Origin of the sequence: Bradyrhizobium sp. C9 (assembly GCF_002532045.1) — a bacterium.
In the GTDB taxonomy this organism is placed as follows: Bacteria; Pseudomonadota; Alphaproteobacteria; order Rhizobiales; family Xanthobacteraceae; genus Bradyrhizobium.
In genome coordinates, this window is the sequence record NZ_NWTG01000003.1 from 130,180 (window position 1) to 145,130 (window position 14,951).

The 14,951-nt window shown below is 59.3% G+C and carries 12 protein-coding genes; all 12 read right to left on the reverse strand.

The annotated features are described in order from the left end of the window. Positions 1–4: 4 nt before the first annotated feature. Complete coding sequence (gene nifE, locus CO675_RS08285; protein WP_097671497.1) at positions 5–1,651, reverse strand: nitrogenase iron-molybdenum cofactor biosynthesis protein NifE; 1,647 nt, start codon at positions 1,649–1,651, stop codon at positions 5–7. 96 nt (positions 1,652–1,747) lie between these two features. Then, positions 1,748–3,304, reverse strand: a complete 1,557-nt coding sequence (gene nifK, locus CO675_RS08290; RefSeq protein WP_018269909.1) for a nitrogenase molybdenum-iron protein subunit beta — start codon at positions 3,302–3,304, stop codon at positions 1,748–1,750. A gap of 87 nt (positions 3,305–3,391) precedes the next feature. Next, positions 3,392–4,894, reverse strand: coding sequence for a nitrogenase molybdenum-iron protein alpha chain (gene nifD, locus CO675_RS08295; protein WP_026192298.1), 1,503 nt, complete (start codon positions 4,892–4,894; stop codon positions 3,392–3,394). Positions 4,895–5,370: 476 nt separating this feature from the next. Beyond that, positions 5,371–6,618 (reverse strand): cysteine desulfurase, encoded by a 1,248-nt coding sequence (locus CO675_RS08300; RefSeq protein WP_016848150.1) that lies wholly within the window; start codon positions 6,616–6,618, stop codon positions 5,371–5,373. After that, a complete protein-coding gene (gene sufD, locus CO675_RS08305; RefSeq protein WP_016848149.1) occupies positions 6,615–7,934 on the reverse strand; it encodes a Fe-S cluster assembly protein SufD in 1,320 nt (439 codons plus the stop codon). The genes CO675_RS08300 and sufD overlap by 4 nt, the downstream gene beginning before the upstream one ends. Positions 7,935–7,953: 19 nt before the next feature. Then, a complete protein-coding gene (gene sufC / locus CO675_RS08310; RefSeq protein WP_028343124.1) occupies positions 7,954–8,706 on the reverse strand; it encodes a Fe-S cluster assembly ATPase SufC in 753 nt (250 codons plus the stop codon). Between the two features lie 69 nt (positions 8,707–8,775). Beyond that, positions 8,776–10,272, reverse strand: a complete 1,497-nt coding sequence (sufB, locus tag CO675_RS08315) for a Fe-S cluster assembly protein SufB (protein WP_097671498.1) — start codon at positions 10,270–10,272, stop codon at positions 8,776–8,778. 187 nt (positions 10,273–10,459) lie between these two features. Further along, positions 10,460–10,654 (reverse strand): 4Fe-4S binding protein, encoded by a 195-nt coding sequence (locus CO675_RS08320; protein ID WP_075968854.1) that lies wholly within the window; start codon positions 10,652–10,654, stop codon positions 10,460–10,462. A 559-nt stretch (positions 10,655–11,213) separates the two neighbouring features. Further along, complete coding sequence (gene ald / locus CO675_RS08325) at positions 11,214–12,326, reverse strand: alanine dehydrogenase (RefSeq protein WP_018269904.1); 1,113 nt, start codon at positions 12,324–12,326, stop codon at positions 11,214–11,216. 205 nt (positions 12,327–12,531) lie between these two features. Continuing rightward, positions 12,532–13,578, reverse strand: coding sequence for a hydrogenase expression/formation protein HypE (gene hypE / locus CO675_RS08330; RefSeq protein ID WP_016846853.1), 1,047 nt, complete (start codon positions 13,576–13,578; stop codon positions 12,532–12,534). After that, positions 13,575–14,717 carry a hydrogenase formation protein HypD gene (hypD, locus tag CO675_RS08335; RefSeq protein WP_016846852.1) on the reverse strand — a complete coding sequence of 381 codons (1,143 nt, stop codon included), beginning with the start codon at positions 14,715–14,717 and terminating at the stop codon, positions 13,575–13,577. The genes hypE and hypD overlap by 4 nt, the downstream gene beginning before the upstream one ends. After that, entirely contained in the window at positions 14,714–14,950 is a 237-nt protein-coding gene (locus CO675_RS08340) for a HypC/HybG/HupF family hydrogenase formation chaperone (RefSeq protein WP_075968855.1), read from the reverse strand. Before CO675_RS08340 ends, hypD begins: the two co-directional genes overlap by 4 nt. Between the last annotated feature and the right edge of the window lies 1 nt (position 14,951).

A 14,951-nucleotide genomic window follows, 5' to 3' on the forward strand; every position in this document is an offset into this window, starting at 1 on the left:
CTTCCTATTCGGCGGCCTGCAGCCCGGCGCGCGGCGCGGACGCCAGGACGTCCTCGATGCGTCGCTTGCAGCAGCCACCGACGGCATTGGTGTGATTTCTGACTGCCTCGACGCTCTTCAGGCCATGCGCGTAGATCGCATCTTCGATCGTGCCGAGATCGACCGTGTTGCAGGAGCAGATCTTTCTCGCGCGCCGCGCCGCTTCGGCGAGCGCCGGATCGCGCGCGATCGCCGCCACCGGCGATTGCATATGCACCATCGCCTTGGCCAAAGCCTCCCATGGCGCCGGTCGACGTAGCTGCACCCACATCGGGTTAGAGAGCGACTTATCGATCTCCTCCACCAGCTTGACCATCCCGACATAGCCCATATAGGCGTGGCAACGCTCCTGGTTGACATCGAGCCAAGGCATCGCCGCCTTCAATGCAACGAACTGCGATTTGCCGCCCGAGAGCATGATGTCCGCCTTGGCGTCCTTCAGCATTCTGTACATTTCGCGCGGCGTCATATCCTCGATCATGTGGGCATCTTGCCCCATGAGCAGCTTGATGCGGTCCTTGTCCTCCCTCGTTGACTTCTTCACACTGGTTCCGACCATTTCCAGGCCGGCTTCCTGTAGCGCCGCAACGACCGACCATGACTTGACGCCGCCGGTAATCAATAAAGCCTTCTTGCCTTTGAATCGTGGCTTGTACGGCTCGATCGCAGCCCACGCTCTCGCCTCCTCGCGTGCGATCACCGCTTCGGTGCGCCCGAGCAGCTCTTGCGGCGCGCCACGTTCAACCAATAGGCGGGCAATCTGGCGCAGCGAATCGCTCGAATCCTGAATACCGTAGAACGACCCTTCGAAGAACGGGATCCCGTAGCGTTCCTCCATCTTGCGTGCGACGTTGACCATGGCCTTCGAGCAAACCAGCATCGCCGCCCGTGCGCGATGGGATGAAGCGACTTCGCGATATTTGCCATCGCCCGAGATGCAAGACAGAATCCGGATGCCAAGCTCTTCGAACAACGGCTTTACCTGCCAGAGTTCTCCCGAGAGATTAAATTCTCCGATCAGGTTGACATCGTACGGTGTGGCGTAGTCCGGCTCCTGCGTTCCGATTACATAGTCGAGCAAGGCCTCGCCGGCGAGCTTGTTACCGAGGTTCTTGGAACCAACGAACCCCGGCGAATTGATCGGAATCACCGGCTTGCCGAACCTATGAGACGCCGCCTTGCAGACCGCGTTGATATCGTCGCCGATCATGGCCGGGATGCAGGTCTGATAGACGAATATTGCGGGCGGGTCGTGCTTGTCGATGATCTCTTTAATCGCTCTGCAGAGCCGCTTCTCGCCCCCAAATACGATATCGGTTTCGTTCATATCGGTTGTGAACGCCGTGCGCCACAGACTAGAGCCGGATGACGCCGCGCCGCGATTGTCCCAAGAATTGCCTTCGCATGCGGTCGGACCATGCACGAGGTGAGCGACGTCGGTAAGTGGCTGCAGCGCAATCTTGGCGCCGTCGAAGGCACACCCGCCCGCAGCGCTGCCCGGCTGCAGTTGCTTGGTGCAACCCTTCTTGCGCTCAGCCTCCGACTTATTGCCATTCTTGGCGCAGCCCGGCTCGCTGAAGATATCCTGGACCGTGGCCGCTAGCGAACTCATCAGTTTATTCCTCTCTGCGAAAGCAACTCTCTGCCGACCATGTTGCACGCGCGCCATCGGCGAGTGTTCCGGCGATGGCACGCGCACTCTCCGCCATCAACGAATGATGTCGAAGCTATAGTCAGTCTTGCCAAGAACATTGGTCTTCTTGTCAATTTCATCGAAGATCTTGTCGAGGATCTTCACCAGCACATTCAGGCCGCCCTGATAGCCCCACACGGGGGAGCGGTGATGGTGATGTCGATCAAAAATTGGAAACCCGATTCGGATTAGTGGCGTTCCAGTGTCCCGTTCCAGGTACTTGCCGTGTGTATTGCCAATCAGAAAGTCAACCGGCTCTGTGAACAAGAGCGAGCGCATGTGCCAGAGGTCCCGCCCCGGATAGGCTTGGCAGGCCTGACCAAATGGCGAGCTTGCAAACAGCGCCTGCATTTTTTCCTGCCACGCCTTGTTGCCATTGGTGGACAGCACATGGGTCGGTTCGGCGCCGAGTTCGAGCAGAAAGGCAGCCAACCCATAGCAGAGATCAGGATCGCCATAGATCGCGAACTTCTTGCCATGGATATGCGCGCTGGAGTCCGCGATGGCATCAACCAAGCGGCCACGCTCTCGCGCGAGCTCCTCCGGAATCTCCTTGCCGCTGATGCGTGATAACGCCACGAGAAAATCATCTGTTGCGGACACACCGACCGGGTAATTGAAAGACACGACGTCCTGGCCATGCTCGGACACGAACGGCAGCGTTTTTTCCGTACACCATTGCTGCATGGAGATTGTCGCCTTGGCGTGAATCGCGTTCGCCGCGTCTTCCAGCGTGGTGCCGCCGTCATACATCCGGAACTCGCCGTCGGTCGGGGTATCGAAGACTTCAGAGTTATCGGCGAGAATCGTATGTTCGATGCCCATCAATGCCAAGATTCGCTTGATCTCGCGAAGATTTCCAACGGTATTGCCATCAAAGCCGCCGATGATGTTGATTGCCTCATTTGGCTTGCGCTCCAGCTTCGGCGCCGTTCCGGCCTTGCCGTCCCAAAAATGCTCGAGAATGCCCTTGAGTGCGTTGTCGTAGCCCGTGACGTGGCTGCCGACGAACGCCGGCGTATGTGCGAACGGCACGTCGAACTCTGCCGGAACCGAGCCTTTTTCCTTCGACGTCTTGATGAAGGCGTTGAGGTCATCGCCGATTACCTCAGCCATGCAGGTCGTCGAGACCGCAATCATCTTGGGTTTGTACATGTTATAGCTGTTGGCGAGGCCGTCGATCATATTGTTCAGCCCCCCGAACACAGCGGCGTCTTCCGTCATCGACGAAGACACGCAGGAGCTCGGCTCCTTAAAGTGCCGCGACAGATGGCTGCGGTAATAGGCCACGCAGCCTTGCGAGCCATGGACGAAGGGCAGCGTGCCCTCAAAACCGACTGAGACGAAAACGGCGCCAAGCGGCTGGCAGGCTTTGGCCGGATTTACCGCAAGCGCCTCCCGCGCGAAATTCTTTTCGCGATATTCGGGGGTTTTCGTCCATTCCTTGATACGTTCGACCTCGGCAGGATCGCGGGGATTTTCGAACAACTTCTTGTCGGCCAGCATTTGTTGGTATTCTGGACCGCGGAACAGTTCGAGATGATCGAGCACATGTTCTGCACTCTGCGCCATGTTAGGATCCTTCACTATCGAAATTGATATCGCCCAACTCTCCGCAGAGAGCGGGATCGGTTGCTCTATTGTGAAACCAAGTGCTTGTTACTCTGCAGCCAAGAGCTTGGCTTTCGAGGCTTCCTTCCAAGGTGCCTTCATCTTCTTCCAGATCGGCGAGTTGACAGCCATGTCCATGTCGCGCGCAAAGATCGCAAAGCCGTCATAGCCGTGATATGGGCCCGAATAGTCCCAGGAATGCATCTGCCGGAACGGCACACCCATCTTTTGGAAAACGTACTTTTCCTTGATGCCCGAGCCGACCAGATCAGGCTGGAGCTTTTCCACGAAGCGCTCGAACTCATAGCCGTTGACATCGTCGTAGATGAGCGTGCTGTCCTTTACATAATGCTGGGCAGTGCGCTGATAGTCGTCGTTATGACCGAACTCGTATCCGGTTCCCACGACTTCCATGCCGAGGTCCTCGTAGGCGCCAATCACATGACGCGGACGAAGCCCGCCGACGTACAGCATCACCGTCTTGCCCTGCAGGCGCGGGCGATATTTTGCGATCACGGCGTTCACCAGCGGCTGGTACTTTTCGATCACCCGCTCGGCACCCTCCTTGATCTTGTCGTCGAAATAGCCGGCAATCTTGCGCAGCGATTCTGCGATCTTTGAAGGTCCGAAGAAGTTGTACTCGCACCAGGGGATACCGAACTTCTCCTCCATATGACGCGAGATGTAGTTCATCGAACGGTAGCAATGCAGAATGTTGAGCTTCGCCTTCGGCGTTGCTTCGAGCTCGGCGAGTGAACCGTCGCCGGACCACTGTGCAATCACCCGCAGGCCCATTTCCTCCAGCAGAATTCGCGATGACCAGGCGTCGCCGCCGATATTGTAGTCACCAATGATCGCAACATCGTAGGGCGTCGGCTCGAACTTTGGTTTGCCGTCGGGGTCGAGCTTGTCGAAGATCCAATCGCGCACCGCGTCGTTGGCGATGTGGTGGCCAAGCGACTGCGACACGCCGCGAAAGCCCTCACAGCGGACAGGCACGATGGTCTTGCCACCATATTCCTTGGATTTCGACCTTGACACGGCCTCGATGTCGTCCCCGATCAATCCGATCGGGCATTCCGATTGGATGGTGATGCCGTGGTTGAGCGGGAAAAGCTCCTGGATTTCGTCAAGGACTTTGACCAGCTTCTTGTCGCCACCGAATACGATGTCCTTCTCCTGGAAATCGGAGGTGAATTGCAGGGTTACAAAACTATCGATGCCCGTTGTGCCAACGTAATAGTTACGACGCGAGCCCCACGAATACTGGCCGCAGCCAACCGGGCCGTGGCTGATATGGACCATGTCCTTGATCGGCCCCCAGACCACCCCCTTGGATCCTGCATAGGCGCAGCCTCTGATTGTCATCACACCAGGTATGGATTTTATGTTGGACTTGACTCCGCAATCGGACTTCCCGGACTGGTGAACGTTGAGATGCTTGGCACGCCGCTTCGCGGTCTTCTCTGGATAGACCTTCAGCACCTCGTCGATCAGCTGTTTGTTACGAGCCCTGATTTCTGCAATGCTCTGGGTCGTGGCGAGACTCATGCTGATGTCCTTCAAGGGTTAGCGGTTGGAAGTGCTTCTTGCTGATAAAGACTTTTGCAACGAGCATGCCAGTCCGTCGGGAGCGCAAAAACCAGAACAAATAGACACAGTTAGCGCGGCCCGTCCGATGAGGCTGGTTGTTGTTGCGAACGCGACATCGCGCTTTGCGCGGAGACTTCTTCGTTGACCCTGTTCGAAATGGAACAAGTGCCGGCTATGCGCGAAGTTGCGCCGCGCAGTTCTCGAAGACGCGCAGTTGCCGCCGATTGCAAGATTTTGCGATCGCGCGCGGCGGGACGGCCGCTAACATGGACGAGTGGGTGGCTGGCGGCTCCGGCTTGCCAATACCATCTATGCTGCCGGGCACGACGGATGCTTACCTTCAGCGAAGACGATGATGGTCATGTGGATGACGTCATCGCCCGCCGAGTTCGATGCAAGCTCCCTAGCCACTTAGACGTGGCCCACTCGCCGTCTCACGAGAACAGCTGCCGCGCCTTGATGAGCGCACCGACGAGCGTATCAATCTCTTCACGTGTGTTGTAGAGGCCGAAGGACGCACGGCATGTCGCCAGAACACCGAAGCGCTTGAGCAGCGGCATCGCGCAATGGGCCCCTGCCCGCACCGCCACACCTGCGCGGTCGATGACGGTGGCAATATCATGCGCATGCGCACCCTTCATATCAAAGGAGATGATCGGCCCCTTCTCGGCTGGTGTGCCGATCAAGCGCACGGAGTTGATGTCCGCCAGCTGCTGCTGAGCGTAAGCAAGCAGTGCGCTTTCGTGCTCGCGGATCTGCTTCTTGCCTATTGAATTGATGTAGTCCACAGCCGCCCCCAGACCGACCGCCTCGACGATCGGTGGCGTACCCGCCTCGAAGCGGTGCGGCGGATCACCATAGATGACGCCGGTACGTGAGACCTCACGGATCATTTCGCCCCCGCCATTGAAGGGTGGCATCAACGCCAGATGCTCAGATTTGCCGTAGAGCACGCCGATGCCGGTCGGACCATAGAGTTTGTGGCCCGTCATCACGTAGAAATCGCAATCGATGTCGCAGACGTCGGCGTTCAGATGGACGCATCCTTGCGAACCATCGATCAGCACCGGGATACCGCGAGCATGAGCGATCCTCACCACCTCCTTTACCGGTAAGACGGTCCCCAGAGCATTCGACATTTGTGTGATCGCAACCATCTTGGTGCGCCGGGTCAGGAGCTGCTCAAAGGCATCCAGCAGGAAGTTGCCGTCATCATCCACTGGTGCCCATTTGATCACCGCGCCGTGGCGCTCTCTGAGAAAATGCCACGGCACGATGTTGGAATGATGTTCCATCATCGAGAGAACGATCTCATCCCCCGGGGTGACGCGTTCACGGCCGAAGGTCTGGGCGACCAGATTGATTGCCTCGGTGGCGCTGCGGGTGAAGATGATCTCTTCGTTTAGACGGGCGTTCACAAATTGCGCCAGCTTGGCACGCGCGCCTTCATACGCCTCGGTCGCAGCGTTAGCGAGGTAGTGCAAACCGCGATGAACGTTGGCATATTCGCTTGAGTAGACCTGCATCATGCGGTCAAGTACCGCCTTCGGCTTCTGAGCCGAGGCGGCATTGTCGAGATAGACCAGCGGCCTGCCATAAACCGTCATGCTCAGCGCAGGAAAGTCCGCACGCAGACGGTTGACCTCGTACCTGCCATTGCTCATCGCGGGATGCACGCTCATCTCCGCGCCTGCATCCAGTGTTCAGTTTGCGCGGTCACAAAATCGCGCAGGCTCTCGGGGACGATTTCCTCAATCGCCTCGCCCAGGAATGCTCCAATCAGCAACGCCTGCGCGTCCTTTTCGGATAGACCGCGAGCACGCAGATAAAATACGAGTGCACCGTCCAGCGCACCTGACGTCGATCCGTGGCCGCAAGTCACGTCGTCGGCCAAGATTTCGAGTTCGGGCTTGTTGTCGGCCCGGGCCTCGTCGGACAGAAGCAGCGCCCGCGTCGTCAGCGTGGCGTCCGTCTTCTGCGCGCCAGGACGAACGACAATCCGGCCTTGGAGCACCGAACGGCCGCATTCGTCGATCACCGCACGGAACTTCTCCCGACTGGTGCAATGTGGCACGGCGTGATCGACGACCATTGTCGTGTCGACATGCTGCTTGTGCCTGATGAGATTGACGGCGTTCGCCGAGAGCTTGGATCCCTCGCCAGTCAGCGTGACGAATCCCTGGTAGCGACTGACGGAGCCGCTACAAGTCATGCTGAAGAAATCGAGCTTCGCTTTTGCGCCGACCGCGATGATGCTTGATGAGATATGCACGGCGTCAGCGGCGTCGGCCGCCAGTCGGATATGCGACAGGTTCGCCTCGTCACCAACCAGGGCAATTGTCGCATCGTTGGTCTGATAGCCGCTCGCGCCTTCAGCCGAGACGAAACTCTCCACTAAGGCCGCATGCGCGCCTTGGCCAAGTTGCAGATAGGAACGCGTGAAGTTGGACACCAACGATCCGGTCGTGACGTGAACGATCTGAATCGGACGCTTCACCGCTTCGCCGTCAGCGATCGTAATCACGAAGCCATCGGTCGCCATTGCCGCATTGAGCGAGATCACCGCATCAGTCGTCGTCGACAGCACCAGGCCGGCCATCGCACTGTCGGTCGTATCTTCCAGGACCTCTCGGAGCGACCGCACAGCGACCCCGTCTTCCAGACTGTCCACATCAGAAAGCTCCGGTACGAATACACCATCCACCAAGACGAGTTTGACCGCCCGATCGACTGCTGTTTGCTTAACCGACGCCGCTGCGCGCACCAGCGCAGCCGCATCGGGTCGCGGAGCGAGCGGCAGGACCGCGCCCATCAGCGCGCGCAGATCGGTGTATTTCCAGGCCTCGATGCGTTGCGGGAGGCCGGCACGCTCGTAGGCTTCGAACGCCCTCGCACGGATATGAGCGACGAGCCCGGAGCCAGGCAACCGTCCATGCGCCGCGGCAAAGACATTGTCCGTTGCGCGCCCGGCGGCGGTTTTGGTCACAACCTGCTTCATCGGGAAATCTCGTGCGCGGTCACGCCGCGTCTTCGAATTGTGCGTAGCCACAAGCCTCAAGCTCCAGCGCGAGTTCTTTTCCGCCGCTCTTTCTTATCTGCCCTTTCGACATCACGTGGATAACGTCCGGCACGATGTAGTCGAGAAGCCGCCGATAGTGGCTGATTACAATCATCGCGCGCTCCGACGAACGCAGAGCGTTGATGCCACCCGCGACAATCCGCAGCGCGTCAATGTCGAGACCGGAATCTATCTCGTCCAGGATGCACAGGCTCGGTTCGAGCAGCGCCATCTGCAGAATCTCGTTGCGTTTCTTCTCGCCGCCGGAAAATCCGACATTGAGGCCGCGCTTGAGCATGCCTTGCGGTATATTGAGCGAATTAGCAACCTCGCGAACGCGTTTTATAAAATCGGGGGTGGAGAATTCCGTTTGTGCTCGCGCCTTGCGCTGGGCGTTCAGCGCCGCGCGCAGGAAGTTCATGGTGGTCGCCCCGGGAATTTCCACCGGATATTGGAAGGCAAGAAATACGCCCCTAGTCGCGCGCTCGCTTGCCTCCATCGCGAGCAGGTCCTCACCGTTGAATAGGATTTGGCCAGCGCTAACTTGATAGCCGGGCTTGCCGGAGATAACGTGACTGAGTGTGGACTTTCCGGAGCCGTTCGGCCCCATGATTGCATGCACCTCACCCGCATTGACCGCAAGATCGAGGCCGCGAAGAATTTCGCAGCCCTCGATACCAACATGCAAATCTCGGACTTCGAGTAGCGCCATTTAACCTGCCCCTGAAATGCGTCATCCAGAACGCAAGCCGCAATCGCAAGGGCTCGCGGAAACGTTTAGTTACCCGACGGATCCCTCGAGCGAGATAGAGATCAACTTCTGCGCCTCAACCGCAAATTCCATCGGCAACTTTTGCAGCACGTCTTTCGCGAAACCGTTGACGACGAGGCCAGTGGCCTGTTGCTCGCTCAAGCCTCTCTGCACGCAGTAGAACAGCACGTCCTCGGAAATCTTCGACGTCGTCGCTTCATGCTCGAACGTCGCCGAGGAATTCTTGGCCTCGACATAGGGCACGGTGTGCGCGCCGCATTTGTCGCCGATCAGAAGCGAGTCGCAGGCGGTGTAGTTGCGCGCGCCGGTTGCCTTGCGATGGGCGCTGACCAGGCCGCGATAAGTGTTCTGCGACTTGCCGGCGGCGATGCCCTTGGAGATGATCCGGCTCGACGTGTTCTTGCCGAGGTGGATCATCTTGGTGCCGCTGTCGACCTGCTGGAAACCGTTCGAGATCGCGATCGAGTAGAACTCGCCGCTCGAATTGTCGCCGCGCAGGATGCAGCTCGGATATTTCCAGGTGATCGCCGAACCGGTCTCGACCTGGGTCCAGGAGATCTTCGAATTGCGACCACGGCAGTCGCCACGCTTGGTGACGAAATTGTAGATGCCGCCCTTGCCTTCCGAATTGCCCGGGTACCAGTTCTGCACCGTCGAATACTTGATCTCGGCATCGTCGAGCGTGACGAGCTCGACCACGGCGGCGTGCAGCTGGTTCTCGTCGCGCTGCGGCGCGGTGCAGCCCTCGAGATAGGAGACGTAGGAGCCCTTGTCGGCGATGATCAGCGTGCGCTCGAACTGGCCGGTGTTGCGCTCGTTGATGCGGAAATAGGTCGACAACTCCATCGGGCAGCGCACGCCCGGCGGCACGTAGACGAACGAGCCGTCGGAGAACACAGCCGAATTCAATGTCGCGAAGTAATTGTCCGAGGTCGGCACCACGGTGCCGAGATATTTCTGCACCAGCTCGGGATGCTCGCGGATCGCCTCCGAGATCGGCATGAAGATCACGCCGGCCGCCTTCAGCTCCTTCTGGAAGGTGGTCGCAACCGAGACCGAATCGAACACGGCGTCGACCGCGATCTTGCGGTTCGGCGTCTGCTCACCACCAGGCGGCGGCTCGACGCCCTCGAGGATCGCGACCTCGCGCAGGGGGATGCCGAGCTTCTCGTAGGTCTTGAGGATTTCCGGATCGATCTCGTCGATCGAGGACAGCGTCTTCTTCGGCTTCGGCGCCGCGTAGTAGTAGATGTCCTGGTAGTCGATCTTCGGATAGTCGACGCGCGCCCAGGTCGGCTCGGTCATGGTCAGCCAGCGGCGATACGCCTCGAGGCGCCATTCCAGCATCCAGGCCGGTTCATTCTTCTTTGCGGAGATGAAGCGGACGGTGTCTTCCGACAGCCCCTTCGGGGCCTTGTCGGACTCGATCAGCGTCTCAAACCCATATCGATACTGGTCGACGTCGATGCGCCGGACGCGCTCGACCGTCTCTTGTACAGCTACCATTGTCTACTCCGCTCCCACACGGAAAACTCTAGCCGACGACGATTGCCCAGCGCGACCCTCCAAGCTGATCGTGCAAGTCATGGCCAACGCGGGATCAGCGGGTGAGAGAATCAGGTCCCCAACCCAGAGAGCCGTCGCTAGAGTCTTCATCCTGCTTTGCGCCGGAGTTCCCCTCATCGGCGACCTCTTATGCCGGCACGCAGGTGTCGGGCACTGGGCAAACGACAGCGCATTGCGGCGCGTCAAAATGACCCTCACATTGAGTGCACTTGGCTGGATTGATCACATATATATCGTTCTTCAGGCTGATCGCCGCGTTGGGACATTCGAACTCACACGCGCCACAGACGGTGCACTGGGACGCGATTATCTTGTAGGCCATTACTGCGATTCCATAAGCAAAGTGCGGACCGCTTCTTGCTTTCAAGTCTTATGCCAAAGAGCTTGGGCTTGATTTGTCTCGGCTATTTTCCAAGGCATGTCGCCGCCTCAACGATTGTCGCAAATGCTACAATCGGCCTCACGGCAGCTTGATCGCGACGCATAGTTGGAGCGCAGGGTCGATCCGGCGGCGGTCGGCCGATCAGGCCACGTTCGTCAGCCCGGCTCGCCTCTCCACAGCACAGCCAAAAAACGTCGTGCCCGATCGCGCAGATAAAGGTCGCTTCGATGATCGCGGTCCTTCTGGGCGAGCCGCGGCAGGCAATGTTAATCCCCGCGGATTACCGGAAAATCTGCTTTCCCTGTAGAGGACGGAACTACTTCGGCTGGCATCACGGGGACGACCGAAAGCCAAGCGCGATCGTCTGATGCCCCCTCGGCTTCGGTCCGTACTCCGAAGAGACGCCAGCGGGGCTCGGCAGATCGAAATTGCCGAAAAAAAAGCCACCCCGAAGGGTGGCCCAAGTCAGGGAGGAAACGCCCGTGTGGGCCTCTGGGAATCAGGCCGCAGCCTGTTCGATCGGAGAGAAGGGGAGCCCGAGACTCTCGGCAACCGCCTTGTAAGTCAGCCGGCCCCGATGGACATTGAGGCCCGCGCGCAGGTGCGGATTATCGAGCACGGCGGAAAAGCCCTTGTTGGCCAGAGCCAAACCAAACGGCAGCGTGGCGTTGTTCAGTGCCTGGCTCGAGGTTAGCGGCACAGCGCCGGGCATATTCGCGACGCAGTAGTGAATGATGCCATCCACTTCGTAAGTTGGATCAGCGTGAGTGGTTGGGTGCGATGTCTCAAAGCAGCCGCCTTGATCGATAGCGACATCGACGATGACCGCCCTTTTGCGCATTGAGCTCAGCATGCTCCGGCGGACCAGCTTCGGCGCGCTCGCTCCTGGAACGAGCACCGCACCAATGACCACATCGGCCGCAAATACCTCCTCCTCCACGGATTCGATGGTGGAAAATCTGGTACGAACGCGCCCTTCGAATAGCTCGTCCAACTCGCGGAGCCGGGGTATCGAACGGTCGATGATGGTGACCTCCGCGCCCAAACCGACCGCCATGCGTGCGGCGTGCGTGCCGACGACGCCGCCTCCGATCACCACGATCCGAGCCGGCTGAACACCGGGCACTCCACCGATCAACAGCCCTCGTCCGCCTGCACTGCGCTTCAGCGCACTACCCGCAGCTTCGATCGCAAGCCTACCCGCGACCTCGCTCATCGGCGCCAGCAGTGGAAGACCACCATGGGCATCAGTTACGGTCTCATAAGCGATCGCGGTGCACCCAGATTTCAGGAGCCCCTTGGCCTGCTCCGGGTCCGGCGCCAGATGCAGGTAAGTGAAGAGGATCTGGCTCTCCCGCAGCTGGCTCCATTCGGACGGTTGAGGCTCCTTAACCTTTACGATCATCTCGCTCGATGCAAATACCTCGCCTGCGGAATCGAGAATCGTTGCGCCGGCGGCGCGATAATCGTCATCGGTTGCACCAATGCCGGCGCCGGCATTGGCCTCGATCATCACGCGGTGGCCCGCTGCCACATATTCGCGGACGGCTCCAGGGGTAAGGCCCACGCGATATTCGTGCGCCTTGATTTCCTTGGGGACTCCGACCTTCATTTGAACGCTCCCTGCCTAGAGGGGTTTTTTAATCGCAAGAGCGCAACGATATTGCGAGGCCGGCGCCTAAATGGCGCAGGAATTCAGCGATCTTGGACTAGCTACGCAGGATTTCAAACAAGCAGATGCGAAGCGTATTGAGACGAGCATGCTCGCTGAGCTAATCATCGTTCCCTCATGCTCCCCGCAAATGCGCGTGGCGTGTTCAACAGATCCGAGGCAATTGTTCGCCTGACAACCAATCGACAATTCTTCCGCCGCCAAAACTGGTCGCCACTTGCACAAATTTGTGATCGTCAGCTACGGCCTCGCCAATATCGGCTGCATCGCATCCGAGCGGATGCCCCTTCATGGCCGCAAGCACGGCATCAGCCACACCAGGCGCGACGATCGCAACGAGCTTGCCCTCATTAGCGACATGGATCGGATCAAGCCCAAGGAGTTCGCAGGTTGCCGCAACAGCGGGCTTTACCGGAATGGCCGCTTCCTGCAGACGGAACCCGAGGCCAGATTGATGCGCAATCTCGTTGAGGGTGGCGGCAAGACCGCCGCGCGTGGGGTCACGCATCACGTGGATGCCGCGCCCGCCAGCCGCCACCATGACGGCCACCAAGTCATGCAGCGATGCGGAATCCGAGACGATCTCAACTTGAAGAGCGGCGTTCTGGCGCGTTGACATGATCGCCACCCCATGATCGCCAAGGCTGCCCGACACCAGCACACGGTCCCCGATCCTTGCTTTGTCGGCGGACAGATCGAGCCCATCGGCCAGAACCCCGATCCCGGTCGTAGAGATGAACAACCCATCCGCCTTGCCGCGCTCGACGACCTTGGTATCCCCAGTGATGATGTAAACGCCGGCACCGCGCGCCGCCGCGCCCATCGACTGCGCAATCGTCCTTAGATCCGAAAACCGAAAACCCTCCTCGATGATGAAGCTAGCTGACAGATAGAGCGGACGCGCGCCGGCCATCACGACATCATTGATCGTGCCGTGCACAGCCAATGACCCGATATTGCCGCCAGGAAAAAACAGTGGCGAGACCACATAGCCGTCGGTCGTCATCACCATCCTGCCTGCCGCAACCTCAAACGCCGACTGATCATTGCAGCGGGCGAGCCATTCATTACCGAAGGCTTGGTGAAAAAGGCCGGAGATCAATTGTGCCATGGCGCGCCCCCCAGATCCGTGGGAAAGATCAACGCGTCCGTTCTCGACGTCGAGCTTGCCATGATAATCCTTGACGCTCATGACAACCGCCTCACCTGATCATCGCGAACTCGGCCGTAGGTCCAATACGCAGCACAGGCGCCTTCCGAGGAAACCATGCAGGACCCAACGGGTGTTTCCGGCGTGCAGACGGTTCCAAACAGCTTGCAGTCAACCGGCCGCTTGGCGCCGCGCAGGATCGCGCAGCACTCGCATGCCGGATTGTCGGCGACACGCAGTTCGTGCATCGCAAAGCGCGCCTCGGCATCAAATCCGGCATAAGCCCGCTTCAGCTTCAGTCCGCTGTTGGGGACGAGCCCAAGCCCTCGCCACTCGAACTGTTCACGCAGTTCGAATACCTGCGAGACCTCGTCCTTGGCGCGACGATTGCCTTGGCGCGTCACCGCACGGCTGTATTGGTTCTCCACCTCGTAGCGGCCTTCGTTCACCTGCCGCACCAGCATCAGGATTGCCTGCATCACGTCGAGCGGTTCAAATCCCGCGATGACGATCGGCTTACCGAATTGTTCCACTAGGGGCTCGTAAGGCTGCGTACCGATGATCGTACTGACATGTGCAGGACCGACGAAGCCATCGATTGCGACCCCACCGATGTTGCGCATCTTCGGGTTCTCGAGAATGCTGTGCATCGCAGAGGGCGTAAGCACGTGGTTGCAGAACACGCTGAGGCCCCTCAGCCGCTTCTTTTCGGCAATCCGGACCATCACCGCCGTCGGGGGCGTCGTGGTCTCAAATCCGATGGCAAAGAAGACCACCTCCCTGGTTGGCACCTGTTCGGCGAGCCGGATAGCGTCGAGCGTCGAATAGACCATCCGAATGTCTGCGCCGAGCGCTTTGGCGCGCATCAGGGACTGCCCCTGCGACCCGGGCGCGCGCATCAGGTCGCCATACACGCACAGAGTGACCTCCGGACGCTCGGCGAGCCGGACCGCCATGTCGATCCGGCTCGCGGGCAGAACGCAGACTGGACAACCGGGCCCGTGGATCATGCGAACATTCGCAGGCAACAAATCCTCGAGGCCGTAGCGGGAGATCGCATGAGTGTGCCCGCCGCAGAATTCCATGAACCGGTAAGCCCGTCGCGGACCGGCTTCGGCGCCAATCGCCCGCGCGAGCCCCTGTGCGATGGTCTTGTCACGAAATTCATCGGCATATTTCATGATCGGGGTTCCCGCCCTGCACTGCCTAGTTCCTGCAGGAGCTCCAACGTGCGCTTGGCTTCTGTCGGGTCGATCTTGGATAGCGCGTAGCCGACATGGACAAGAACGTTGTCGCCGACATCGAGCTCCTCGACGAGAGCGATCGATATTTCCAAGCTGACCCCATCGATGGACACGATCGCCATATCGTCGGGAAGAATTTTCGAAATCTTTGCCGGGACCGAAAGACACATA